Source organism: Lachnoanaerobaculum orale, from assembly GCF_003862485.1.
GTDB classification, from domain to species: Bacteria; Bacillota; Clostridia; order Lachnospirales; family Lachnospiraceae; genus Lachnoanaerobaculum; species Lachnoanaerobaculum orale.
The window spans coordinates 273,503-300,030 of record NZ_RRCM01000001.1 but is presented as its reverse complement, the minus strand read 5'-3'; the positions used below and the strand labels follow the sequence as shown (position 1 = coordinate 300,030).

25 protein-coding genes are annotated in these 26,528 nt (G+C 39.5%); 4 read left to right on the top strand and 21 right to left on the bottom strand.

The window, feature by feature from the left end; translation table 11 throughout:
- Nucleotides 1-10: 10 nt before the first annotated feature.
- From acpP to EHW90_RS01510, 3 genes are all read right to left on the bottom strand, one after another.
- Nucleotides 11-247 (bottom strand): acyl carrier protein, encoded by a 237-nt coding sequence (acpP, locus tag EHW90_RS01520; RefSeq protein ID WP_007595511.1) that lies wholly within the window; start codon nt 245-247, stop codon nt 11-13.
- Between the two features lie 62 nt (nt 248-309).
- Nucleotides 310-1,251 (bottom strand): beta-ketoacyl-ACP synthase III, encoded by a 942-nt coding sequence (locus EHW90_RS01515; RefSeq protein ID WP_124950689.1) that lies wholly within the window; start codon nt 1,249-1,251, stop codon nt 310-312.
- A gap of 129 nt (nt 1,252-1,380) precedes the next feature.
- Entirely contained in the window at nt 1,381-2,310 is a 930-nt protein-coding gene (locus EHW90_RS01510; RefSeq protein ID WP_124950687.1) for a M14 family metallopeptidase, read from the bottom strand.
- Between the two features lie 307 nt (nt 2,311-2,617).
- On the opposite strand from EHW90_RS01510, the gene EHW90_RS01505 reads away from it, so the two are divergent.
- The 3 genes from EHW90_RS01505 (at nt 2,618) to EHW90_RS01495 (ending at nt 6,861) form a co-directional block, all read left to right on the top strand.
- A complete protein-coding gene (locus EHW90_RS01505; protein WP_124950685.1) occupies nt 2,618-4,162 on the top strand; it encodes a carbon starvation CstA family protein in 1,545 nt (514 codons plus the stop codon).
- An 84-nt stretch (nt 4,163-4,246) separates the two neighbouring features.
- On the top strand, nt 4,247-5,164 hold the full coding sequence (locus tag EHW90_RS01500; protein ID WP_124950683.1) for an AAA family ATPase: 918 nt from the start codon (nt 4,247-4,249) through the stop codon (nt 5,162-5,164).
- The gene (locus EHW90_RS01495; RefSeq protein ID WP_124950681.1) at nt 5,161-6,861 is read left to right on the top strand and encodes a vWA domain-containing protein; all 1,701 of its coding nucleotides are present in this window, start codon (nt 5,161-5,163) and stop codon (nt 6,859-6,861) included. The genes EHW90_RS01500 and EHW90_RS01495 overlap by 4 nt, the downstream gene beginning before the upstream one ends.
- A 175-nt stretch (nt 6,862-7,036) precedes the next feature.
- Here the strand turns inward: EHW90_RS01495 and EHW90_RS01490 are convergent, their stop codons facing one another.
- The 18 genes from EHW90_RS01490 to EHW90_RS01405 all read right to left on the bottom strand — a co-directional run bounded on the left by EHW90_RS01490 (nt 7,037) and on the right by EHW90_RS01405 (nt 24,867).
- The gene (locus tag EHW90_RS01490) at nt 7,037-8,791 is read right to left on the bottom strand and encodes an IS1182 family transposase (RefSeq protein ID WP_124950679.1); all 1,755 of its coding nucleotides are present in this window, start codon (nt 8,789-8,791) and stop codon (nt 7,037-7,039) included.
- Nucleotides 8,792-9,154: 363 nt separating this feature from the next.
- The gene (locus EHW90_RS01485; RefSeq protein WP_124950677.1) at nt 9,155-9,880 is read right to left on the bottom strand and encodes an energy-coupling factor ABC transporter ATP-binding protein; all 726 of its coding nucleotides are present in this window, start codon (nt 9,878-9,880) and stop codon (nt 9,155-9,157) included.
- On the bottom strand, nt 9,877-10,680 hold the full coding sequence (locus tag EHW90_RS01480) for an energy-coupling factor transporter transmembrane component T (protein WP_124950675.1): 804 nt from the start codon (nt 10,678-10,680) through the stop codon (nt 9,877-9,879). Before EHW90_RS01480 ends, EHW90_RS01485 begins: the two co-directional genes overlap by 4 nt.
- Nucleotides 10,658-11,650, bottom strand: a complete 993-nt coding sequence (gene cbiM, locus EHW90_RS01475) for a cobalt transporter CbiM (protein ID WP_124950673.1) — start codon at nt 11,648-11,650, stop codon at nt 10,658-10,660. The genes EHW90_RS01480 and cbiM overlap by 23 nt, the downstream gene beginning before the upstream one ends.
- Nucleotides 11,651-11,661: 11 nt before the next feature.
- Nucleotides 11,662-12,495: an urease accessory protein UreD gene (locus tag EHW90_RS01470; protein WP_124950671.1), complete on the bottom strand. Its 834-nt coding sequence runs from the start codon at nt 12,493-12,495 to the stop codon at nt 11,662-11,664.
- On the bottom strand, nt 12,496-13,110 hold the full coding sequence (ureG, locus tag EHW90_RS01465; protein ID WP_124950669.1) for an urease accessory protein UreG: 615 nt from the start codon (nt 13,108-13,110) through the stop codon (nt 12,496-12,498).
- 14 nt (nt 13,111-13,124) lie between these two features.
- Nucleotides 13,125-13,838 (bottom strand): urease accessory protein UreF, encoded by a 714-nt coding sequence (locus EHW90_RS01460; RefSeq protein ID WP_124950667.1) that lies wholly within the window; start codon nt 13,836-13,838, stop codon nt 13,125-13,127.
- Complete coding sequence (locus tag EHW90_RS01455; protein ID WP_124950665.1) at nt 13,835-14,275, bottom strand: urease accessory protein UreE; 441 nt, start codon at nt 14,273-14,275, stop codon at nt 13,835-13,837. Before EHW90_RS01455 ends, EHW90_RS01460 begins: the two co-directional genes overlap by 4 nt.
- A gap of 77 nt (nt 14,276-14,352) precedes the next feature.
- Nucleotides 14,353-16,074, bottom strand: a complete 1,722-nt coding sequence (gene ureC / locus EHW90_RS01450; RefSeq protein WP_124950663.1) for an urease subunit alpha — start codon at nt 16,072-16,074, stop codon at nt 14,353-14,355.
- A gap of 13 nt (nt 16,075-16,087) precedes the next feature.
- Nucleotides 16,088-16,405, bottom strand: a complete 318-nt coding sequence (locus EHW90_RS01445; RefSeq protein WP_060931331.1) for an urease subunit beta — start codon at nt 16,403-16,405, stop codon at nt 16,088-16,090.
- An 8-nt stretch (nt 16,406-16,413) separates the two neighbouring features.
- On the bottom strand, nt 16,414-16,716 hold the full coding sequence (locus EHW90_RS01440) for an urease subunit gamma (RefSeq protein WP_009444897.1): 303 nt from the start codon (nt 16,714-16,716) through the stop codon (nt 16,414-16,416).
- Between the two features lie 13 nt (nt 16,717-16,729).
- Nucleotides 16,730-17,248, bottom strand: coding sequence for an AmiS/UreI family transporter (locus EHW90_RS01435; RefSeq protein WP_124950661.1), 519 nt, complete (start codon nt 17,246-17,248; stop codon nt 16,730-16,732).
- A gap of 388 nt (nt 17,249-17,636) precedes the next feature.
- Nucleotides 17,637-19,802 carry an anaerobic carbon-monoxide dehydrogenase catalytic subunit gene (cooS, locus tag EHW90_RS01430; protein WP_124950659.1) on the bottom strand — a complete coding sequence of 722 codons (2,166 nt, stop codon included), beginning with the start codon at nt 19,800-19,802 and terminating at the stop codon, nt 17,637-17,639.
- A 168-nt stretch (nt 19,803-19,970) separates the two neighbouring features.
- Nucleotides 19,971-21,023: an electron transfer flavoprotein subunit alpha/FixB family protein gene (locus tag EHW90_RS01425; RefSeq protein ID WP_124950657.1), complete on the bottom strand. Its 1,053-nt coding sequence runs from the start codon at nt 21,021-21,023 to the stop codon at nt 19,971-19,973.
- A 13-nt stretch (nt 21,024-21,036) separates the two neighbouring features.
- Nucleotides 21,037-21,819: an electron transfer flavoprotein subunit beta/FixA family protein gene (locus EHW90_RS01420; RefSeq protein ID WP_040457906.1), complete on the bottom strand. Its 783-nt coding sequence runs from the start codon at nt 21,817-21,819 to the stop codon at nt 21,037-21,039.
- Between the two features lie 26 nt (nt 21,820-21,845).
- Complete coding sequence (locus EHW90_RS01415; protein ID WP_124950655.1) at nt 21,846-23,000, bottom strand: acyl-CoA dehydrogenase; 1,155 nt, start codon at nt 22,998-23,000, stop codon at nt 21,846-21,848.
- Between the two features lie 181 nt (nt 23,001-23,181).
- Complete coding sequence (locus EHW90_RS01410) at nt 23,182-24,018, bottom strand: 3-hydroxyacyl-CoA dehydrogenase family protein (RefSeq protein WP_124950653.1); 837 nt, start codon at nt 24,016-24,018, stop codon at nt 23,182-23,184.
- A 72-nt stretch (nt 24,019-24,090) separates the two neighbouring features.
- Nucleotides 24,091-24,867 (bottom strand): enoyl-CoA hydratase-related protein, encoded by a 777-nt coding sequence (locus EHW90_RS01405; RefSeq protein WP_124950651.1) that lies wholly within the window; start codon nt 24,865-24,867, stop codon nt 24,091-24,093.
- Nucleotides 24,868-25,344: 477 nt separating this feature from the next.
- On the opposite strand from EHW90_RS01405, the gene EHW90_RS01400 reads away from it, so the two are divergent.
- Nucleotides 25,345-26,526, top strand: coding sequence for an acetyl-CoA C-acetyltransferase (locus tag EHW90_RS01400; protein ID WP_124950649.1), 1,182 nt, complete (start codon nt 25,345-25,347; stop codon nt 26,524-26,526).
- Nucleotides 26,527-26,528 lie beyond the last annotated feature (2 nt).

Below are 26,528 nucleotides of genomic sequence, written 5' to 3'. Positions count from 1 at the left end.
TTTTTATTTTTTATAAATTATCTACGCCCTTGTCCTTAAGGTAATTTACCACATCTCCTACAGTCAAAAGCTTCTCTAAATCCTCTGAAGGTATCTCAACACCGTAGTTATCCTCAAGTGCCATTACCATCTCAAAAAGGTCAAGTGAGTCTGCATTTAAATCGTCCTTGAAGCTTGACTCCAAAGTAATCTCTGAAGCATCGATATTTAACTGCTCTGCAATAATTGATTTCATTTTCTCTGACATAATTTTCTCCATTCTTTAGCAATATGCTTATTTTATTTTATAGTAAGTTGCAGCCTGTATGACTACAATCTTAATACACAAGTTCCCCAGGTTAATCCTGCTCCGAATCCGCAAAGCAAAATCAAATCTCCTTTTTTTGCCATGCCTTTTTTTATCACCTCATCCAGTAACAGCGGTATACTTCCTGCCGAAGTGTTTCCGGTTCTTTCAAGGTTATGAGGTAACTTTTCAAGCGGAATATCAAGCTTTTTTGATACCGCCTCAAGTATTCTCAAATTTGCCTGATGTAAAAGATATAAATCTATATCATCCTTATGTACCCCCGCTTTTTGTATAGCCTGTTCAATGCTGTGAGGTACCGTTCTGACAGTGAATTTAAAGACCTCTTGTCCGTCCATTCTTATATATCTGTCATCACCGTAGGATTTGTCATACAGCGCAAATCCCTTACTTCCATCCGCACCTATATCAAAGCTCAAAAATCCCTCTTCGATATCCGATTTTTTCAGTACAGCAGCACCCACACCGTCACCGAAAAGTACACAGGTGGTTCTGTCACTCCAGTCCATCTCTCTTGAGAGTACATCACCTCCCGCTACAAGAGCGTACTCGATATTAAGAGTGCTCATCATGGAATATGCAATACTGAGAGCATATACAAATCCTGAGCAGGCAGAGCTTACATCCATACAGGCACAATCACTTGCACCCAAAAGCGGTTGTAACTCACATGCGGTGTTCGGAAGTCTCTTATCTTGAGTGGATGTTCCCACTACTATCAGACCCAAATCTTTACCTTCAATATTCGCAGATCTAAGTGCTTCCTTTCCGGCCTCAAACGCAAGACTTACAAGGTTTTCATTCTCACCTATGATATGTCTTTGCTTGATTCCTGTCCTTTGACTGATCCATTCATCACTTGTATCCACCATTTTACTAAGATCATCATTTGTCAAAACCTTAGAAGGCAGTTTTGAGCCTGTTCCTGCAAGTGCTATTCCCATTTTTCACAAGTCCTTTCGTAAGACTTCATCAAAGTAGTAAATTGGTATAGGATGTTTTATCCTAAATATCAAAATACTTTGATACTCAAAGTATTTTAATTTTGTAGCAAGTCTTTGTCAAGAGGTTTATTAAATTTCCCTGCCGTATGCCATCAGAGTATCATTTTTTCTTACTCCTAAGGACAGTGTGTAATAAAGTATGATTCCGTCAAACTTCGCTCTCACCATTTGTACGACTATACCGTCCATATTTTTTACAATGCCGAGAAGCTCACCTTCTTTTACATTATCTCCGACAGTAAAATACGGATACCAAAATCCGTCCGAATCCGCTCCCACATACTCGGCTTTTATTATCTCTTTTTGAGACTTGTTCACGGAAATATCATAACCTTCTCTTATAATGCCAAGTATCTCCATAAGCTTATATAAGTCTTCTTTTTCGGCAATCACATCAGACTCGCTCCATATACCGTGACCGCCTCTTTCATAGAGCATCGCAGGTATGTTTTTCTTTGCGGCGTAACTGTAAAGCCCGTTGTCGGCATAAGAACCCACTCTGAAATACACGTTCATTCTGCCTGCAATATCGCCCACATACTCTCTCATCTTCTCTCCGGCGTCATATGGAAAGAATATAAGAGGTATCAGCTTTTCATTCATATCTCCCCCGTGCAAATCCACTATAAAATCTGCAAGAGTATACAGATACTTCTCCACATCATAGGCGATTTTTTGTGTGAATGTGCCGTCTTTATCTCCCGGAAACTCCCTGTTAAGATTCTTACCGTCTACCGTGCAAATCTGCTTTACACCGTGTAAGAATCCGTCCTTATTTAAAACAGGGCAGATTACCACATTTCCGTACATCCTTTCAGGCTCAAGTTCACCTGTAAGTCTCATACAGGTTTCAATGCCCACATATTCTCCGCCATGTACTCCTGCAGTGATAAGAAGTGTCTTACCTTCATTTTTACCGCAAAACGCCACTCCGCTTATCTCGTTTATCTGAAAGCTTTTCTTATCACCTCGATTTATTAAAATATCCCCGATTTTCAAATTGTACCTCATAAAAAACAATAGTATTGTTATGCATATAATAGCATAGTCAGTAGATACTAATCATTTAGTTTTTATTAATTTTTTAATTACCGTAATACCGAATAAATCAAAGAATTACAGGCATTGTCTCAAACCTCAATACGGTTTAAATTTGTAACCGAAACCCTTTAGTTAGGCCATCAAAACTACTATTTTTCAGAATGTATTTTCCTTGTTTTTATTAAAATAATCTTGAAAATTTTATTAACATGTAGTACTTTAAATGTGTAAAAACTTAACATAGAAAGAAAGAGAGGAATTTTCTATGGCAACATTTATGATCGGCCTTGTGATTCTAATCGTAGGCGGATTTCTTATGGGCAAGTTATGTGACCATGTTTTCCAGCCTGACGACAGAGAAACACCGGCTTATTCTAAGCAGGACGGTGTAGACTACGTTCCTATGCCTACATGGAAAAATGCACTTATCAACCTACTTAATATCGCAGGAACAGGACCAATTCTCGGACCTATCCAGGGTATTCTTTTCGGACCTATAGCACTTCTTACAATACCGATAGGTAATGTAATCGGCGGTGCGGTTCACGACTATTTTGCAGGTATGATTTGTACAAGAGACGGCGGCGCTCAGATGCCTGAGATGGTTCGCAAATATACAAGTAAAACCGTATTCTGGATTTATGATGTATTTGTATGCCTCTTGCTTTTACTTGTAGGTACAGTATTTATTTATACACCCGGTGATATAGCCGCAACTCAGGTATTCGGTTTCAGCGGTGCTCCTACAGAAGTTTCAACATGGGTCATTTACGCTGTGATTTTTGCTTATTACCTTATTGCAACAGTATTCCCGATTGATAAGATTATCGGACGTGTATATCCTATCTTCGGTGCGATTTTGGTATTCTCCGCACTTGGTGTATTCGGTGCAATGGTTATCTTCCATTATCCGCTTGTAAATGTTTGGGGAAGCTGGGCAACACAGTCATTTGACTATGCTGCATATTTTAAAGCAGGACATTTTATCCCGATATTCTTCGTTACTGTAGCCTGCGGTATTCTTTCAGGATTCCACTCATCACAGACAGCCTTGGTAGCTCGTACAATTAAGAGCGAAAAAGAAGGTCGTATGACTTTCTACAATATGATGGTTGTTGAAGGATTTATCGCTATGGTATGGGCTGCAGGCACAATGGCACTTATCCAGTTCACAGCCGAGCACGGCGGTATCACAATGCAGCTTAGTGACAAGGGTGTATGGCAGTATATGATCCAAAAAGGAGGAGAGCTTGTTGCTATTTCTCCTACCAGTGTTGTAGGTGTAGTATGTAGATATGCTCTTGGACCTATCGGAGGAGCCGTAGCACTTATCGGTATTATTATACTTCCTATAACATCAGGAGATACAGCACTTCGTGCACTTAGACTTACTATTGCAGATACTTTCCATTTCAAGCAGGATAACAATGCAAGAAGACTAAGTCTTGCCGTTCCTATTTTCGTTATAGTAGGTGCAATCCTTGTTTGGGCAAAGATTGATCCTAAGGGATTCAATATTCTTTGGAGATATTTCGCATGGTCTAACCAGACAATGGCACTCTTCCCGCTTGCCGCCGCTACTATTTATTTAATAATAAATAAGAGAGGAAAGTGGGCATGGATGACCCTTATACCCGGTATCTTCTACACATTTATTTGTGCATGCTATATCTTGAATGCAAAGCTTGGCTTCGGTTTAAGCTGGAATATTGCTTATATCGGCGGTGCTGTAATTGCCGCTTTATACGCAGTTCTTACTATATGGAGAGGTAAAAAGGGTGGTTTCACTCCTGCCGATCCTGTAAAGTAAATAAAATTATTGCTACTCTCAAGACGGTTGTAATATAATACTGTCTTGGGAGTTTTTTATTATTTTTTATTAGACAGAGGAAATATGGAAATTTTAGAATTTTTAAAACAGGAAAATATATCGGATAAAATCATTTCAGAGATAAAGTCATTCAGAAGCTTTTATAAGCTTGAAGCCGAGGATGAAAGAAGAATCCCTAAGGATTCATATCTCTACTACGGCAAGGAGATTTGGGAAGAAGCGGCCACAGCAATAATAGCAGGTGAAAATATCTTGCTTGACGGCCCTAAGGCTACAGGAAAGAACGTATTGGCACAAAATCTTGCCATGGCATTTGCAAGACCTCAGTGGGATATCTCACTTTATATAAATACCGACGCTTCATCTCTTATAGGCTCCGATACCTTTGAAAACGGAGAAGTCAAGCTTAGAAAAGGACCTATATTAAACTGTGCCGTAAAGGGAGGTTTCGGAGTGCTTGATGAAATAAATATGGCAAAGAATGAATCCCTTGCCGTACTTCATGCGGTACTTGACTTCAGAAGAACCATTGATTTGCCGGGATATGACAGGATAAATCTGCATGAAGCCACAAGATTTATAGGCACAATGAACTACGGCTATGCCGGTACCAGAGAGATGAACGAAGCTCTTGCTTCAAGATTTATGGTACTTCATATGCCTGTTATATCTGCAGAGAACTTACAAAAACTTATAAAGGATAAATATCCTACACTAAAGCCTGAGTACATATCACAGTTTGCCGCTCTCTTTGATGAAATAAGGAAAAAATGTGAGGGCGGTGAAATCTCTACAAGAAGTCTTGACCTTAGAGGTCTTATATCCTGTATAGGTATGATGAAAAAAGGACTTGGAGTTACAAAGGCTTTGGAAATGGGACTTATCAATAAATGTTTTGACGAGTATGAAAGACAGCTTGTACTTGATATTGTAAGCGCAAGATTGCCTGAGAGCCTTTCGGGGGAGAGTATTTTTTCATGATCTTGACGGAGTTTGAAAAAAAGAGAGCTGCAAACATGATCTGGAACGCCGCAGGAAATTATGATGTTTCCGTCGGTTTTCGTATGTATGACAATAATGCAAAAGCCGATCTTTATTGGAATACAATACTTGGCAGCAGCTATGCACATTTTGATTGGAAAAGGTTAAAGGAGTTTTACAATACCTTCCATGAAACCATAGGACAGGGAACCTATGAAGCATTGTTTTGGATTGCACTTGAAAATTCCACCTTTGAAAAGGAAAAGGATTCAAGGCCAAGTCTTCCACTCCTTAGGAAAGAGTACTGCAAACAAAAGCTTATAGAGTTTATGCCGAGTATTGCCGAAAGCAGAGAGGGATGGATACTTGAAGGACATTACAGAACTTCTATGGGTGAGGACAGCGGGCTGCCCGATTTGGTAGACAGGAAGCTCTTAAGTGAGGTGGAGATCGGTGCGGATGTGGATACTGAAGGTTTTATAAAGAGTCTCTCAGGTACTCTTGCAAAGTATTTTACCTATCTTCCCGGTGTCAGTGCAATGGGGCAAAAACACAGATTCAAAATCCCTGTTCCAAGACTCTTCTTCGGCAAAAAGGCAGGTGTATCAAATGAAATTGAAGGCGCCACCAAGCTTGTACTCGGCTATGTTGAAAATCAGGGAGGTGTCGACGCCTCCGCATTTGAAACAGACTCTGAAAAATTTAACAGAATCACGGAAGAAGGACTTAGAAAATATATCAGCAGCTATTTCGGAAAGTCCATCTATGATGATAAGACTTCAGAGAAAATACAAAGAGAGTGCTGTACCGGTAATCACGAAGGTACCAGAATATTTTTTACAAGAGGTGAAAGTGAAGACAAGGTAAGCGGATTTGCCGCAAAAATGCGAAAAGAAATGCAAAAGCAGTATACTAAAAACAAAGAATTTTTCTTTGACAATATAGGAAGTAATAATGCCGTCATCTTGGAACTTACAAATCGTATCAAAAATGCTCTACTGACTCAGCTTGAGCCTACTACCGTCTACTCAAAGACCGGTAAATTAAATCCGGCTCTTGTCTGGAAGGCTCTGTATCTTAACAATAATAAAATTTTTGAAAAACAGATGGCGGAAGGTAGCGGCAATATAAGTGTCGATATTTTACTGGATGCCTCGGCTTCACAGATTCATCGTATGGACACAGTATCCACACAAGGCTATATTATTTCAAAAGCACTTGACAACTGCCATGTTCCTGTAAGGGTATGGGGATATTCATCTATGAACGGCTACACTGTAATGAATCTTTACAGAGATTACAATGAGACCTCAAAGAACAATGAAATATTCAGATTCTTTACAACAGGTGCCAACAGAGACGGTCTTGCGCTTAACGCTTTAATGGAACAGATGAAGAAAAACAATGCTTCTCACAGAGTTGTGATATGGCTTACAGATATAAAGCCGAATGATATGCTTGAGGTCAAGGGCAAATCAATAAATTACAGCGGTGATATCGCTATAGAGGATATGACCGAGCTTGTGCACAAGGCAAAACTTGAAAACATATATGTGCTCTGTGCCTTTACAGGTGATGACGCCGACCTTCCGAATGTTCAAAAAATATTTGGAATAAGTTTTGTAAAGGTGAAATCACTTGACAACTTTGCATCTTTAGTCGGAAATATGCTACAGGCGGAAATTAGGAGAATGTAAAAAGGGGCTGTCGGGAAATAAGCATTTCTACTTCCCACAGAACTAAACAAAAATATCCTGACAAATACAAGGCATTTTGCTTTGTGACTTTGTCAGGATATTTTATTTTTCTATAATGCTGTCTATTTTTGGGCATAAAATCCCCTTGGCATAAATTTTGCTTTTGCATTTTTTCTTATGCTGTTTTCTCCTGTATTTTCCCTTCAAATTTCTTTAGTTTTGCATGGAGAAAACGATGATATTTATTTATATTTCTTCCTATTGCAAAAAGCATAAATTCTTTATATACCTTATCTGAAGAACGATAGTTAAAGCGTCGGAAATCTTCATTCTCTTTAATATCTCCAAAATGACCTTCTGTTTGAATAGAGCGTGTCTGTCGTTTCAGAATTCCTTTTTCACTCTGTATATTAGCATGTGACTTCTCTCGAAGCTCTTCCCATACTTCATTGATCTTCATTACTTTATTCTTATCAACATCTTTATCAGGATTATATTTATACAGGCATTTAGGCTTATGTTCACATCCACTACAGTCAAAACATCCATATACTTCATATGTTTGTGTATAACCGTTCTGTTTTTTCTTCTCTGTGTTGATATGTCTCAGTTCACGACCGTCATGACAGATATAGACTTGCTCGTCCTCAAATACCGTTGTCTTCATGTTGTAGTATTTACCTATATCTTTACTGTATGCTCGTGTTTTTCGCTTTTCATGATCCTGTAGTTTTATATAACTATCTATCTTATTCTCTTCCAGATATAATAGATTTTTCTCACTACAATAGCCGCTATCTGCTGTCACTTCTTCCAGTACTTCTCCAAATGCTTTCTTATGTTTTTCAAGGACAGGAATCAGTGTGTTATAGTCTGTACGATCATTACTTACATAACCATGTACAATAAAATAATTCTCTACTGCTATCTGTACATTGTATGCCGGCTTTAGCTGCCCGTTCAGCATATGATCTTCCTTCATTCGCATAAAGGTTGCTTCCAAATCAGTTTTGGAGTAGCTGTTTCTATCTTTCCCCATGATTTTAAAACATTCTTTATAGCCCATTAATCGCTGTCCACAATGTTCAAGTTCTTCATATAGTTGTTGAAGTTTCGACTTTCTCTTGCCCTTTCCGTTAACAAATGCAATGCCTTCTCCGTCAGCAATAGCCATAAGGTTTTTCTGAAGTTTAAGCAGTTCAAGAGGCGAGCAGTTATCAATCTCTATAATACAGTTATTAGATAACTTTTTATGTTTTGTAATCTTTCTTTTTCTATTCTTTTCAATAATATCTCTAACTTTATCAATTCCGTCAATTACAAACATTTGTGCATTTCCAAGCTCGTACTTCTCGCCAAATCCGTTATCTTGTAAAAAAGAATTATAGTCCGAGTAAAGCTTATCAATAGAATCCAAAAGACCTGCAAGATGATAATTAATGCTTCCACGCCATACAAAAGTATAACGATTAGCATTTGCTTCTATTTTTGTTCCATCAATAAACAATTCTTTTAATGTTACAAGCCCTTCTTTTTGTAAACGTCTCATAAACTGATAGTTTAAATCGTCAAGAATGTCTGAAGTAAGTTTCTTGCCTTTAAATTCATAGAAAGCATCTCTTTTAGGCTTTTTGCCCCTAGTAAGCCAGATAAAAGCTATATCTCGTTCACATAAATCTACAATACGATCGATGGAACGTATTCCTCGCATATTTGCATAAGTAATAACTGCATACATCATGATCGGGTTGTACCCTGTTCTTCCCTTATCCGAACAATTGGCTAGCAGTCCGGAAAAATTTAAATCCTCCATAACTTTTTTTAGGGTATAGACAGGATCGTCATCAGGTAAACTCAATTCATAGAAGCTAAAGTTGATTTTCTGTTGACCTATTTCAAAAAAGTCGTTATAATAATTAACTGTAAGCATAGTTACATTATAACATGTAACGAAGAAAGATGGTTGTCGTTAGCCATCTTTTTTTATGTAAAAACTTAGGGTGGTGTGACTCAAAATGAGTCACACCACCCTTTCTTATAGCTGTCATTTCCCGACAGCCCCTTTTTAGGCTGTATGTTTAACTGTTACCTCTTTAACTTTAATATAAACCACCTTATAAGAAGTCCAAGAGCAACCCAAACTCCTATATTTATAACTATTGCAACAATATCCCCAAACAACTGCATGTACATAAGATTCCTCCTCATTCCCCACACAAAACCTTCACGAAGCTTTTATTTAATTTCATTGTACATCTTATAAATCAGTTGTCAATAGTTGTGTAGCGCCCTCCTACACATTATCCAAAAACTCCATAAATGTAGGCAGATTGTCCCATTCATGTCTTTCAACTCTTTTCTTTATAGTGTGCTCTTCACCGAAAAGATACAGGCTGTCCACCAAATCGCTTACCTGATTGAAGTGGTGGCTGGTAATTATCAGTGTCTTTCCCGCCTTTTTCAAAGAATATAAAACATCCTTTATAAGCTCCACATACCTGGGTGAAAGCCCGTTAAAGGGTTCGTCAAGTATTATCACCTCAGGATTCATAGTAAGCACTGAGCCTATAGCCACAAGCTTCTTTTCACCGCCTGATAATTGATAAGGTACTCTGTTTTTAAGATGTTCTATCTGTAAAAGTTTTAAGCAATCTTCCACTCTTCTTTCCACCTCGGTCTCAGGTAATCCCAGCTGTCTTACCCCGAAGGCAAGTTCCTCATAGACTGAGAAATTGAAAAGCTGCACATCGCTGTTTTGAAATACAAATCCTACTTTTTTGTAGAGATTTGATACTCTTTTTAAGTCCTTTATATATGCCTTATTTATCTCTTCACCGTCAAAGGTATATTTGCCCTCACTGAGAGCAAAAAGTCCAACAATAATCTTAAGCAAGGTGGACTTTCCGGCTCCGTTCGGTCCCATTACAGATACACACTCTCCCTTTTTTATATCAAGGTTTATATGATCCATCCCTATTTGATTTTCATAAATATATTTTCCGTTTTCAATATGAATCATATCTGTCCTTTCAATATAAAAAATAAAACTATAAACAATATACAAGCTCCTATATGCAATATGTCGGATTTACTTAACTTCAATCTTTTACTTACTTTGACCTTATTCCCGTATCCTCTAAGCAGCATAGCCTCATAAAGGCTCTTCATATGCTCCTTGCTTATCAGATATACCTGCCCCAGGATTGCACCTGTAAGTTTTTTTGAAACTCCACCTCCTACACTTCTTATCCTGACGGCATAGAGGATATTCCTTATATGATTTCCCAGAATATAAAAATATTTGATTGCGATATCAAATATCATAACTATCTCCTCAGGAAGATATAGACATCTAAGTCCCTCTATAAAATCACTCCATGATGTCTTTGTCAAAAATACCGAGAGGTTTAAGAGCAAAAGTACGGTTCTGATAAGAAAAAAGGCCGGATGAATACTCGGATGAAGCAAATAGCTCGGCAATAAAATGACGGCGGTAAAAATAATAAGCCTAATCATCTTTTTTACAATAGACCTTATTTCTCTACCGCCAAAAAAAGCAATCTCCGCCAGGAAAAAGATTCCCACAGTCCATAAAAACACTATGCTTTTACTGTTGTAAATAAGTACAAGCAATATAAGTAATTCACATATTCTTATAACCGGACTGTCGTTATATTTCTTTCTGTCCTCAATCTTTAAATATGATAAAAGAGAAATAACAGTTGAGAGATTTCTTTGAAGAAAACTGTTTTTAACTTCAAATCTGTCCTCTGTTATTTCTTCTCTCATCATCCAATCAGGCAATGTCTGATTTGTCATACATACTTCCTATCAGTTTTGAAATAATGAAAAATAAAAGTACCGCCGTCACCGCACTGAGTACATATCCGATGCCTACATTTATACCCGGTATCTCATAGTCCGTAAATAATGAGTTAAATGAGATTCCGTTCGCCATTCCTGTAGGCAATGCAGCCATCGTATTTGCAGATTGAAGCTTTTCAAGCAACTCCTCTCCCGACCATTCTCCGAATGCGGTTCCTGATGCTATAAGTCCTATAGGAGTGATAATTACAAGAAATAATATCAGACCGTAGAGCTTTCCTATCAGCCCCTTACTTACACTCTTTTCATTATATATTGCATCCGGAGAGGCGATATTTACAAAGCGGTAAATCACCACGGTGAAAAATACTTCCACCCAACCTGCTACCGCCATATGCGGAATCAGCATTGCAGGTATTGTCACCGAAAGCGGATACGGATTATAAAGCGGCAATCCGTTACTTGTTGCTATTATCGGCTGTATACCAAGCTCTATTGCGGTAAAGAATGCCGCTATATTGATACCTATAAATGCACCCGCTCCCGCTCCGATATAGCTATGACCTCTTTTTCTGAAAAAATCATAGATTGCGTATCCGCTGAAAGGCATAAGGATTGCCATATTGAAGATATTGGCACCCAGCGAGAGTATTCCGCCGTCACCGAACAAAAAGGCTTGCAGTATAAGTGCCACACTTACACAGAGGCTTGCGGCATAAGGTCCCATCAATACGGCTAAAAGCACACCTCCAATGGCATGTGCGGTTGTACCTCCCGGTATAGGTACATTAAACATCATCATAAGAAATGAAAGCGAAGCACCCACTCCAAGCATCGGCGCAAGCTCTCTGTTCTCCTTAAGCTCAAGTCTTACTTTAGACACGGATACGGCCAAAGGCGGCAAGGATACTACACTTAAAGCCGCACAGGTGGCCGGTCCGAGATAATTATCAGGTATATGCATATTTCTCCGATCTATCTTTGATTTTTTCTAAGTTCCAAATGTTTCAATCCTCTTATCTCTTCACGATAAAAGTTTATAAAGTCCCACATAATCCCAAGATTGTTGTGGCTGCTCCTGCCCAAAATTCGAAGCACAAAACCATATTTTTCCAAGGCGGTAATACCGTAGATTCCTTCAAAATCTTTTGTATTAAGCGCCTCTTTACTCCTTTTTATCCAATCTGTACAAAAATTTTCGTCAATGATTACAACCGAATTAAAATTGGTGTAGCCCTCAAAAAGCCCAAGTTCACCCATATCCTCTTCTCTAGGGTCCACTATCAGATAATCATTAAACACAAGCTCATTATCATATAAAATCTTTGTCTTTAAATCCACTTTATTGTACAAAAAAGGTGTATCGCTCTTAGACCAGCCTGCAGTCAATCCGTCTGTCAGTATAAGACTTCCTCCCTTTTTTATATCTGCAAATGTCTTTTGATAATATATGGCATCCTCATATGGAATAACCTCATCAATATAGTACTCAAGAAAGGCATTTTCCTTTACCATAACCTCATTTAACTGATATGTGGTTTTACCGTTTGGACATTTGTATATATAGTTCGGTGTCTGAGTGGTCAAGATGGCATGAGCATCTTTTTCAAGCGTCGCAATATTATAATATTTTTCACCCTCTATAAATCCTCCGCCGGTAGCCACCAAAAAGTACAAAGGAGTATCATCTTCTGTTGGAATCAGTGCGGAAATCCTTGAATTACCGCTTCTATAGCGATTTGTAAGAACCGTCCTGTCACCGCGCTTTTCAAAGGCGATATCGCTTACTCCGTCATAGGATCTGTTCATTTATAATCCTTCCAGTAAAACATCTTTTTTTATCCAATCAATAACTCCTGACAAGCCTTCATCAGTCTTTAGATTTGTGAAAAGGAAAGTTCCGCTCTCACGGAATTTTTCGGAGTCCGTCTTCATTCTGTTAAGATCCGCTCCGACATATGGCGCAAGGTCAATCTTATTGATAATAAAAAGATCCGACTTTATCATTCCCTGTCCGGCTTTCCTTGGAATCTTCTCTCCCTCGGCCACATCAATTATATATATTGAAAAATCCACAAGCTCAGGGCTGAATGTAGCTGCCAGATTATCTCCGCCGCTCTCCAAGAAAATAAGGTCAAGTTCTCCCGGAAATCTCTCTTCAAGCTCGTCAATAGCCGCCAGATTCATAGATGCATCTTCTCTGATAGCCGTATGTGGGCAACCGCCTGTTTCCACGCCTATTATTCTATCCTCGGGCAGTACGGAATTTGCCACCATAAACTGTGCATCTTCCTTTGTATAAATATCATTTGTAATTACAGCAATGCTGTAGTCATTCGCCATATGGCGAGTCAGTCTCTCTATCAAAAGTGTCTTTCCCGAACCTACCGGTCCTCCGACACCTATACGAATCGCTCTCTTCATAATTCACCTTTCTGCTACGACATAAAAAGCCTTGACTCCTGGCTCTCATGTCTGATCTGCGCAAGCTCTATACCTATCATACTTGCACCCAGATACTCCTCATCCAAGTCTTTAATCTTCTCATATATAGAAAAAAGTCTCTCACTGATATTATGTAAAATAATCTGTCCTTCCATCTGTCCCAGCGGAATTGCACGGACCGCATTTTGAACCATAGTTGAGGCAATGCTGTATCCGTAAAGAATAAAGGCATCTTCAACATCTATCCCCTTTTCAAATGCAAACATGGAAAATACAATTGCGGGGCTTCCGAAACACTTTTTTCCCTTTATCTCTTCTTCATATCTAGCAAGCATTTTTATATCGCCGTACATTCCCTTAAGAAGCCTTATCATCTGCTTTGCAATAAGCTTTGTACCGTTTCTGGTTTCCGTTGCAAGTGTGGACATGGTGATAATCTTATCGTACTCACAAATCTTCTCAAAATCATTGGTCTTAAGTGCCTGCATACATAATAAAATAAGCAGACCTTCACTGTATTTAAACTGATTGTCAAAATAGTTCTTAAACCAGATTTCAAACTCAGGCGCTTTCTTTATTCTTCTGTCACTAAGATAATTTTCCATTCCGAAAGAATGATTGAAAGTACCTATAGGGAATGTGGAGTCACATACCTGAAATACTTCCAAAAGACTTAGTTTATCAATATTTAATTCACTTTTGTTCATGACAAATCAACATATCGAAGAGATTCTTCAAGCTGAATTTCTTCCACCTTAAACTCTACATTAGACTTCTCAAGATTCTTTGCAACTACAGTGTCATAAAGCAGAGAAATCTTTCCGCCCTTTACTTTAACAGGTTTGTGCATATTTCCAAGCATATGTGCAATGACACCGCAGTCATCCATATCCTTAGGAGTAATGACTATCATCTCCTCAGGGATAACATTCAGTACCAATACATGGTGATCGTCTATAAAAAAGAACGATCCGTTTTCAAGTTTTCCCTCTTCAAGTCTGATACCGTATTCATTGTGATGGTCACTTTTTACACGAAGAATACTCTTTGCAAGGTCGTCACTTTTTACCATTGCATTCTCTACATGTACATGGCCAAGGTCTTCTCTTTCCTTTATATTTCCGTCTATCTTTGTAAAAATCATATATACCCCTTTTATGACAAAAGAGAGTAGATAAAAGTGAATGCTTTTTTGTCTACTCTCCAAAGTAATAATTTATTTTAGAATAAATAATATCTCTGAGCCAAAGAAATTCTCTCTACAGGCTCACAAGTAATCTCCTCACCGTCAATAGTAACCACGAAGCTCTGTGGATCGATCTTGATAGTCTTAGGAGTATAATCATTCCATTTCATGTCTCTCTTTGTAAGATTTCTTGTGTTCTTTACAGGAAGTACGATCTTATCAAGTCCAAGTCTTTCCTTAATACCGTGCTCATATGCATAAGCAGATACAAAGGCGATATTTGACTTTCCGCAAGATTTACCCAAAGCTCCGTAAAGATCCTTCATAAGTCTCGGCTCAGGAGTAGGAAGTGAAGATGATGCGTCACCCATTATACCGTAGCTGATAACTCCGGCCTTTAAAACCATCTTAGGCTTTGTACCGAATCTTGAAGGCTCCCAGATAACAAGGTCGGCATACTTTCCGACTTCTACAGAACCGATATACTCTGAAATACCGTTTACAATAGCAGGGTTGATTGTGTACTTTGCAACATATCTCTTGATACGGTTGTTATCATTGTACTCGCTGTCTCCCTTAAGAGGTCCTCTTTGCATCTTCATCTTGTCTGCAAGCTGCCAACATCTCATAGCAACCTCGCCTACACGTCCCATTGCCATAGCATCACTTGTCATTACACTGATTGCACCCATATCCTGAAGTACATCCTCAGCCGCAATAGTCTGCTTTCTTACACGTGACTCTGCAAATGCAACGTCCTCAGGAACCTTAGGGTCCAGATGGTGACAAACCATTGTCATATCAAAAAGCTCATCCACAACATTTGTAGTATACGGGTCTGTAGGATTTGTTGAAGATGAAAGTACATTGTCCTTACCTGTTACAACCATGATATCAGGAGCATGACCGCCGCCGGCACCCTCGGAGTGGAATGCATGTACTGTACGACCTGCAAAAGCGTTGATTGTATTATTTACAAATCCACCCTCATTTAAAGAGTCTGTATGTACCGCAAGCTGTACATCATATTTGTCTGCAGCCTTCAGCGCATTGTCTATAGCCGCCGCCGTAGCACCCCAGTCCTCATGAGTCTTTATACCTGCAGCACCTGCCTCTATCTGCTCACCTACAGTATCAACTAACGCACCGTTTCCTTTGGCAAGGAAGCCGAAGTTTAGCGGCTCATCATCTGTTGCCTGTAACATTCTTGCTATATGGAATGCACCCGGTGTTGTAGTAGCGGAGTTTGAACCGTCGGCAGGTCCTGTACCTCCACCGAACAGCGTGGTTATACCGTTATCAAGTGCCGCATGAGCAAGTCCCGGTGAAAGGAAATGAACATGAAGGTCAATACCTCCTGCTGTTACTATAAGTCCCTCACCTGCAATAGCCTCTGTAGAAGCACCTACAACAAAATCTATATTGTCCATATTGTCAGGATTTCCACCCTTACCTATAGCCAAAATCTTTCCGTCACGTATACCGATATCAGCCTTATAAACTCCGGTATAATCAATAATTGTGATGCCTGAAATAATGGTATCGGCTACCTTAGGATTATCTTTCCTTGTCTCTGTCGCATTGACACCCATTCCGTCTCTAAGTACCTTACCGCCTCCGAAGATGCTCTCCTGTCCGTATACCGTATAGTCTTTTTCAATACAGGCAAAAAGATTGGTATCACCCAGTCTTACACTGTCTCCTACAGTAGGTCCGTATAGTGAAGCATAGGCTTTTCGATCCATTTTAAAACTCATATGTATCTCCTTACTATTCTCTATCTAAATAACCGTTAACTTTATTGTTAAATCCGAAGATTCTTCTCTTTCCGCCAAAGTCAATCAAAGATACTTCTCTTTCCTCGCCCGGCTCAAAACGAATTGCGGTACCTGCCGCAATATCAAGTCTCTTGCCATATGCCTTTTCACGGTCGAACTGCAGTCCCTCTTCATTTGCTTCATAGAAATGAAAATGAGAACCTACCTGAACGGCTCTGTCACCTACATTTTTTACTTTTATTTTAATTGCCTCATAGCCTACATTGTAATCAACAGGCTCTTTTTTTAAAATATACTCTCCCGGAATCATATCTACTCCTATCTGATCGGATCATGGATGGTAACAAGCTTTGTACCGTCCACAAATGTTGCTTCTACTTGAATCATATGAATCATCTCAGGTACACCTTCCATTACATCGTCTCTGGTAAGTACCTTTGCTCCTTCATTCATAAGATCCGCCACACTCTTGCCTTCTCTTGCACCTTCCAGAATATAATCTGTAATAATTGCGACACTCTCAGGGTGATTTAACTTCAAACCCTTATCTTTTCTTCTTTGCGCAATCATAGCGGCAAGACTAACAATCATCTTTTCCTGCTCACGTTCAGTCAACTGCATAACATCTTCCTTTCTACTTTGGCCACTTATCTACCAACATAAGAAATCCCGGAATCCAAGCCGTCACAATTCCTTCAAAAATTGCAAGGTACGGAACAAAGTTCCCAAGGTTTTTCTTCAAATTGATTTCTATAAAGGCTGTAAGCCATAAAATACCCCATAGCCACCATATAATTCCGTACAGAAAGTTTCCGCCGTAGCCGTAAAAGCAAAGCAGACCTGCAGGAATAGAATTTATAGCAACAAAAAGGCTAAACCACCCATATAGACGCTGATCCAAATCCCATATGGTATTGATAGCGGTATAAAGATATGTAAATGCAAACAAAAGTCCTGTAGCACTTGCATAAAACCAGCTTGCATCCGCACCTGTTACCGCACCGTAACCTATGGCGATTAAATTCAAGATAAGTCCAAGTCCGCCTGTAAATATATTCATTACCACATTTGACTTGTCATTTATCTTTTCAAGTCGATAAAATCCGTTACTCATAAGAACCATACCGACATAAAGTAAAATAACTCCTAACATTGTTCCCACCTTTTTTAAAGAATTTACACCAAGGAGCTCCATAAAGAAATATTTCTTTCAGATAAATAAGAAAAGGCAAATAAACCATGCGCCTTTGCAGTGCTCACTTGCCTTACCTCTAACTGATACGCTCATATTAACACAAGTGCAATAAAAATAAAAGTAAAAATAATTTTATCAAATCTTTAGATAAAACATTTTACAAATAAATAATATGTAGTAATTTTGTTTATTTACTTTAATTATATGCACTTTTTTGATAGTTAAAAAATTTTATTAAAAAATAAATATCTATATTTATACTAATTCTATTAAATCCCAAATTATTTTATACTTTAAATCAAATTTCCAACAAAAAAGGCAAAGCGTCAAGCTTCACCTTCAAAACTTACACAAGTGAAAGTTCTTCATTCTTATGCACTATTTCATCAGGAACATCCCATCCAAGTGCTTTCCTCTTCTCAATAATATCTGCAACTATTTTTTCACCGAGTGCATCCGGATTAGGGTTTACAACCATTACGGAACCAAGTAAGTCTTTTGTACCCTCTTTCAAAAACTCTATGACATTCTTTGAACCGTGAATTTGAGCCTCCACACAGTGATATGAATTGATTCCCATAAGCCTGAAGCCAAGGGCCGCATCTATTCCCTTTTCATTGCTCCATTCAGGAGATGTAAATGCAAAAGGCATTTCATAAAGAGGCTTACCCGCCTCACCTGCAACACCTGCAAAGATTCCGCTTGACTTGGTATTATCAATACACTCTCCTACATGCCATACAGGAGGCAAATCTCCAAGAAATTCATTTAAGCTCTCACCTGCATGCTCCTGTCCCGAAACATTGCAATATCCCATCTTCATAAGAGGGAATGAAGCACATCCGTTTGTAAGTATCAAAATATTGTTTCTGAGCAGTACATTGGCTACATCAATAACACATTTTTCATACACCACCTTAGGATTGTTACATCCGACCATATTTACAATACCGAGTATCTTACCTTCCTTTACAGCCTCATATAAAGGCTTCATAGAGCCGTAGTGCTTATGCACATACTCAGGTGAAAATCCGACTTCGGCATCCACCTCATATGGTGGAATGTATACAGGTATACCCTGTCTGTCTTTAAAGCTTTCTATACCTCTTAGCACTATTTTTTCTGCAAGTTCTCTTGTCTCTCCTATATTTGAGTGGTGATGGTCATACTCAAATCTCTCGGCACCCGGCAATCTTGCAGACTCACTGGTTGTAATAACTGTAGTTCTGAAGCACTTTGCAACTTCCATAATGGACGGGAATACATCCTGAACATCGGCAATCCAAAGGTCAAGCGCTCCCGTACCAAGTACAAGCTCGGCAGATACCGCATTTGAAAGAGGAATAACTCCGGCATAGCGATACATTGCCGAAAGTCCTGAGCAGCAAATACCGTAAAATCTTATTCCCTTTGCACCCGCTTCTTTTGCAAGATTTATAAACTTCTCTTCCTGACCGACTCTTACAATCTCACTTACCAGGGTAGGCAGATGACCGTGAACCGCAATATTCACATATCCTTTTTTCAAAGCACCGATATTTACCTTTGATGTAACTCTGTCTCCAACTCCGAAAAGACCGTCAGTTGCTATTGATGTACTTACAACACCTGAATATGTGAATGCAAGTCCGCAACGTAAAAACTGCTGCATTATACTCTTCCAGTCACCGTCAGTACCGACGCCTGTTTTGTGGTAAGACTCAAATACCTCATGATAAGCACTTATAGGCAGTATATCAAGTTCCTTCCACACCTTTTTTCTTTCCTCGGAGCCAAGTGCCTCTATTATTTTATAGTCTCCCGGAACCGTACGACTCATATCATCCAAAAGCACATCTGCAAGTTCCGACGCAATCTTTTTTATACTTCTTCTCTCAGTCTTTATTCCGAATGCTTTTGCGGTATCCTTTATCTTTTGTTGTCCGAGTATAGGTAAATCAAGTTTTCCTTCAGCCGCCCACTTCAAAGATAAAATAACTTCACGACCGTGCATACCGTGTTGAGCTACACCGGCAGCGGCTGAACGAAGCAAATTTCTTGCAACTATAAGGTCTGCATCCGCACCACAGACTCCCTTAGGACTCTTTGAAGTTATCTTACATGGACCCGTATTACAGATCTTACAGCAGATTCCCGCCATACCGAAACCACACTGTGGCTGTTGCTTATCAAATCTGTCAAATGTGGTATCAAATCCAAGCTGATTCTGACGCAAAATCATCTCTCTTACCGCCGGATCGGGAGTGTTTTCCAAAACCTCATCCTTTGACGGAAAAGTCTTTCTGTATTCTGAAACCGCATTCATATAATCTCTGATAAACGCCTTATCGTCTCCGTCTTCTTCATGGTCCGACTTTAAAGTAATTGTCGGTATACCGTTTTCATCAAATCCTATAAGATTTCTATGGCTGTGAATATGGTCTACGCCATGGCTGTGGTCATGGTTGTGTTCATGCTTATGATTGTGTTCATGTTTATGTCCGCGATTGAATTCTTTCTTTTCCATGAGCATTCCTTCCTACTGTATATCTGTCAAATAACCTATTTACCTATAAAATTAGTATGTTTATAAGGTGATTCGATTATATCTAAAGTTTACTCTCATGTCAACTTTTTTTTCTTAAAGATAAAAAATTCGCTATAACCTTTTTAGGGTTATAGCGAAACTGTTTATAATATATCAATTTTCCTTAGCAAGCTCAGCCTTAATCTTTTCTGTAAGTGCAGGAACTATCTTGTTCAAATCTCCTACAATACCGTAGTCTGCAACGCTGAAAATAGGTGCATTCTCATCTTTATTGATAGCGATGATAATGTCACTCTCTTCCATACCTGCAAGATGCTGTATAGCACCTGAGATACCTATTGCAAAGTATAGATGCGGACGAACTGTTTTACCTGTCTGTCCTACCTGAAGATCCTTAGACATCCAACCTGCATCCACTACAGCTCTTGAACAGCTTACAGTGCCGTGAAGCGCATCCGCAAGATCCTTAAGTATCTTAAAGTTCTCAGCCGAACCGACACCTCTACCGCCTGATACCAAGATCTTTGCAGCCATGATATCTTCTGTAGTCTTTGTGTTCTTTACGATCTCTAAAATCTCAACATACTTGTTGTTCTCTTCAAGCTTTGCATCAAAGTCAACAATCTCAGCCTTTGCTCCTGCAACTCTTTCCTTCTTTTGCATAACACCCGGACGAACTGTAGCCATCTGAGGTCTGTTCTCAGGGCAGGCAATAGTAGCTATGGTGTTTCCGCCGAATGCAGGTCTTGTCATAAGAAGCTGATTGTGCTTTTGCTCTCTTCCTGCAATAGCTACAAGCGGATAGTCACCTATATCAAGTTGTGTACAGTCTGCTGTAAGACCTGTTCCGACTCTTGCGGATACTCTAGGTCCCAAATCTCTACCTATAGCTGTAGCACCGATAATGAATATCTCAGGTTTAAACTCATTTATAACTGCTGCAAGCGCCTGTGTATAAGGCTCTGTACGATACTCTTTAAGTTTAGGATCGTCAACCACAATCACTCTGTCGGCACCGTACTCGGCAAGCTCCTGTGCCAATCCCTTTATATCAGATCCTAGAAGAACCGCCGTTACCTCTGTATTAAGGTCGGCAGCCAAATCCTTACCTTTTCCTATAAGCTCAAGGGAAATACCGCTTAATTTGCCGTCTACCTGCTGGGCAAATGTAAACACTCCCCTGTATTCTTCTGTATTTTGTCTCATAAACGACTCCTTTTTAGATGATATGTGTTTCTTTTAATTTGCCTAAGATATAGTCAACAGACTCTGATGCACTTAAGTTTACCTGCTCTCCGGCACCCTTTCTTACCTTATCGGATGCTTTTGCGATCTGTGTAGGTGAACCCTTAAGACCTATATTTGAGTCGTCCACACCTACAAGGTCCGCTCTTGAGAATACTGTTACTTCCTTGTCATAAGCATCAAAGATACCGCCCGGAGTCATATATCTAGGCTCATTCAGCTCTGAGAGTGCTGTGATAAGTACAGGCATCTTTGCTTTCAAAACATGGTATCTGTCATCAAACTGACGCTCTACCACTACACTGTCACCTTCAACCTCAATCTTTTGTGCATAGCTGATAACAGGTATGCCCAGGTGCTCTGAAATCTGCGGTCCGACCTGTGCGGTATCACCGTCGATAGCCTGACGACCTGTAATAATAATATCATATTCAAGCTTTCTGAGTGCTCCGGCTATAGTCTGTGATGTTGCCCAAGTATCGGCACCGCCAAGTACTCTGTCTGTTATAAGGATTGCATTATCGGCTCCCATTGCAAGAGCTTCTCTAAGCACCTCATCAGCCTTTGGAAGTCCCATAGTAACTACTGTAACTTCCGCACCGTATTTATCCTTTATTCTAAGAGCCGCCTCAAGACCCGCTTTATCATCAGGGTTCATGATTGTAAGCATAGCTCCTCTGTTAAGTGTGCCGTCAGGGTTGAAAACAACGCCACCCTTTGTATCCGGCACTTGTTTAATACAAACAACTATCTTCATGACATCCTCCATTCGTAATAGCAACTTTATTTAAGCAATGCACCGGCGATTACCATTCTCTGCACTTCACTTGTACCTTCGTAAACTTCTGTAATCTTTGCATCACGCATCATTCTTTCAATCTCGTATTCTCTTGTATAACCGTATCCGCCGTGCAGCTGAACAGCCTTGGTAGTTACTTCCATAGCTACCTCGGCAGCAAAAAGCTTAGCCATTGCGGCTTCTTCAGAATATGTCTTCTGTGTAGCCTTAGCCATTGCAGCTCTGTATACAAGCATCTGTGCCGCTTTTACTTTGGTTGCCATATTTGCAAGCTCAAACTGTGTATTCTGGAATGCTCCGATAGTTCTTCCGAACTGCTTTCTCTCTTTTACATAGTTGATAGTTCTCTCAAGTGCGCCCTCTGCAATACCTAGTGCCTGTGCGGCAATACCTATACGACCGCCGTCAAGAGTATGCATTGCAATACCGAATCCCTTACCTTCAGGTCCGAGCATATTTTCTTTCGGAATTCTGCAATCGTTAAAAATAAGTTCATATGTAGATGAACCTCTGATACCCATCTTCTTTTCCTTTGTACCGAATGAGAATCCCGGTGTTCCCTTTTCTACAAGGAATGCTGAGAAGATTTTTTTCTTTCTTCCCTTTGCATCCACCTTCACATCTGTACATGCAATGATTACATAGATATCAGCTTCCTTACCGTTGGTAATGAAAATCTTTGAACCGTTGAGTACATACTCATCACCGTCAAGAACTGCTGTTGTAACAACGCCCTGTGCATCGGTACCTGCGTTAGGCTCTGTAAGACCGAATGCTCCAAGCTTTTCTCCCTTTGCAAGAGGAATAAGATACTTCTCTTTCTGAGCCGGTGTACCGTATGTGGCGATAGGATCACAGCAAAGAGATGTATGTGCTGAAATAATAACGGCTGTAGTAGCGCAATCTTTTGCAATCTCTTCAACACACATAACATATGCCAACGGATCCGCTCCCTGACCGCCGTACTCCTTTGCAACAGGAATACCAAGGAAACCGTACTTAGCCATCTTAGTTACAGTCTCTCTTGGAAATACTTCTGTTTCATCTACCTCTATTGCAAGAGGTTTTACTTCCTTTTCGGCAAACTCCCTAAAGAGGGTTCTCGCCATCTCATGTTTCTTGTCTAAAGTAAAATCCATGAATAATACCCTACTTGAATAAATCCAAGTGCAAACATAAAAGTGAAAGTCTTTGTTTGCATTATCCTTTCTTAGTTTTCTTTCACCTTATATATAGTAAATACAAACCCGCCTTTTGTATTTATACCAATATTTATGCCCCCTTCTTACCTCTGTAAAAAGGGGGTATTTATCTTACTTATTACTTATATGAGAAAATTCCTTCTCCGGTCTTCTTACCTAGCTTACCTGCAGCTACAAGCTCTTTTAACTTAGGAGCAGGTATGTACTTGTCGTCACCTGTCTCATTGTGAATAACTTCCATAATAGCAAGGCAAATATCAAGTCCGATAAGGTCTGCTAAATGAAGAGGTCCCATAGGATGTGCACATCCCAAAACCATAGCTGTATCAACGCCCTCTGCATCTGCCGTTCCTGCATCCCATACATTGATTGCTTCATTGATCATAGGGATAAGGATACGGTTTACTACAAATCCCGGAGCTTCCTTAACCTGTACAGGTGTCTTACCGATCTCAACGGCAATCTCTTCTATCTTCTTAACAAGCTCTGCAGGTGTATTCTTTCCGCCGATTACCTCAACAAGTTTCATTCTGTCAGCAGGATTGAAGAAATGCATTCCTACTACAGGTCTGTCAAGTCCTTCGCTGATTCTTGTAATAGAAAGCGATGAAGTATTTGAAGCAAAGATACAATCCTTAGGAACAATCTTCTCAAGTTCCTTAAAGATCTCTTTCTTAATTTCCATCTTCTCAAGTGCAACTTCAACAACAAGGTCACAGTCTGTACAAATATTGCTGAGTCCGACTTTTATCTTTGAAATAATCTTATCTCCCGCTTCTTTTGTAATCTTTTCTTTACCTACAAGGAAATTGATATTCTTTTGAATCTTTGCAAATCCTGCCTGTGCAAACTCTTCTTTGATATCACAAAGTCTAACCTCGTAACCTTCAGTCATAGCAAAAGCCTGAGCAATTCCTGAACCCATTGTACCTGCACCAATAACACCAACTATCATCTTTTTACTTCCTTTCTCAAAAACCTTTAAATAATTTAAATTTATAAAAACTATACTTTACCAAGTCGAAATTTATGAATTGGTAAAATTCTTTTCTTTTCTCTTTTCCATAAATGCACCCATGCCTTCCTTCTGGTCATGAGTTTCAAAACAGCTGCCGAACAGCTTTTCTTCTATAACAATGGCCTTATCAATATCTACCTGAAGTCCGTCATTTATAGCTTTCTTTGCAGCTCTTACAGCTATAGGAGCGTTTGCAGCTATTGTAGCCGCCATCTTCTTAGCCTGAACCATAAGCTCTTCACTTGTATAAACAGCGTTTACAAGTCCGAGTCTTAGAGCATCGTCGGCTTTTATATTTCTTGCTGTAAATATAAGCTGCTTAGCCATACCTATTCCGATTATTCTGGCAAGTCTTTGAGTACCGCCAAATCCCGGTGTAATGCCGAGTCCCACCTCAGGCTGACCGAATACCGCATTCTCCGAACATATTCTTATATCACAGCTCATAGCAAGCTCACATCCGCCGCCCAGCGCAAATCCGTTCACTGCCGCTATTACCGGTATAGGGAAAGTCTCTATCTTTCTGAATACATCATTTCCCTTCTTACCGAATGCTTCACCTTCAGCCACGCTCAGTTTGCTCATCTCACCTATATCCGCACCGGCTACAAAGGACTTATCGCCTGAACCTGTCAATACAACCGCTCTTATAACATTTGTATCAATGCCGTCAAAGCACGCCTCAAGATCTGATAACACTTCGGAATTCAAAGCATTAAGTGCCTTAGGTCTGTCAATAGTAACAATACCGACCGCACCTTCCGCGTCAAATCTTACAAAACCCATAAAACACCTCCTTGTAAATATTGCATGTCAGTAATCATATTTGACATGATAAAAGTCTCTGATAAAAATATAACATATATGTATCTGACATTCAATCAGTTTTTTTGACTAAGTATTATATATATTTTGCATAAGCAATTTCTTGTATACAAAATACATCATTGATTAAAAGTATGAATTTTTCAATCTTTAATTGAGCAAAATTATTTTGCTGTCTTTTTTATTACTTAGATATGGAATAAACCTGACCTGTCTATAGTATTTTATACATACTCGCACTTTTATATATTATACCACATTGTTTAAAAAATATATATATGATAATATACAATATTTTTTATGGCCATTTTCAATAATAAGGGGGTAGATAAATCCTTACAGTTATGGTATGCTATAGATGAGACGTATATCTAACAATACAGGGCGATAATCACTCTTTGGTATTGTTCATTTTTATAGAATGACGAGGTAATAAACATGAAAGAGGTAGTTATAGTTAGTGCTGCAAGAACAGCTATGGGTAGTTTCGGCGGTTCATTGGCAGGTGTAAGTGCGGTAGATCTTGGTATCACAGCGGCAAAGGGAGCTATTGAGCGTGCCGGTATTGACGCTTCTCTTATCGATGAAGCAATAGTCGGAAACGTACTTGGTGCAGGTCTCGGTCAGAATATCGCTCGCCAGGTAATACTTGGTGCAGGTCTTCCGAATACCACTCCGGCTTTTTCAGTAAACAAGGTTTGCGGTTCAGGCCTTAGAACTATTGAGCTTGCAGCTCAGATTATCAAAGCAGGTGATGCTGATATCGTATTGGCAGGCGGTACTGAGAGTATGTCAAACGCACCATATATCTTAAGAGGCGCAAGATTCGGCGTGAAGATGGGCAATCAGACACTTGTAGACGAGATGATTACAGACGGTCTTTGGGATGCCTTCAACAATTATCATATGGGAGTAACAGCTGAGAATATCGCTGAGCAAAAGGGCATTACAAGAGAAGATCAGGATGTTTTCTCTGTTGAGAGCCAGAGAAGAGCTCAGGTAGCTATTGAGACCGGAAGATTCAAAGATGAGATAGTTCCTGTAGTTATCCCACAGAGAAAGGGAGATCCTAAGGTATTTGATACAGATGAGTTCCCAAGATTCAATACTACTATAGAGAACCTTGCAAAACTTAAACCTGCATTCAAGAAAGACGGTACTGTTACTGCAGGTAACGCATCAGGTATCAACGACGGTGCTGCTATGTTCATTATCGCTTCCAAGGAGAAGGCTCTTGAGCTTAAGCTTCCTATCATGGCTACTATTAAAGGCTATGCTTCAGGCGGTGTTGATCCTAGCGTAATGGGACTCGGTGTAATTCCTGCATCCAGAAAGGCTATGGAAAAGGCAGGTGTTACAGTAGACGACCTTGAACTTATCGAAGCTAACGAGGCTTTTGCGGCACAGGCTATTGCAGTATGTAACGAACTCGGCTTTAAGAGAGAAATCACCAATGTAAACGGCGGTGCTATAGCACTTGGACATCCTATCGGTGCATCAGGTGCAAGAATACTTACAACTCTACTCTATGAGATGCAAAAAAGAGATTCAAAATGCGGCCTTGCCACACTATGTATCGGTGGCGGTATGGGCACAGCAATTGTTGTAGAAAGGGAATAAAA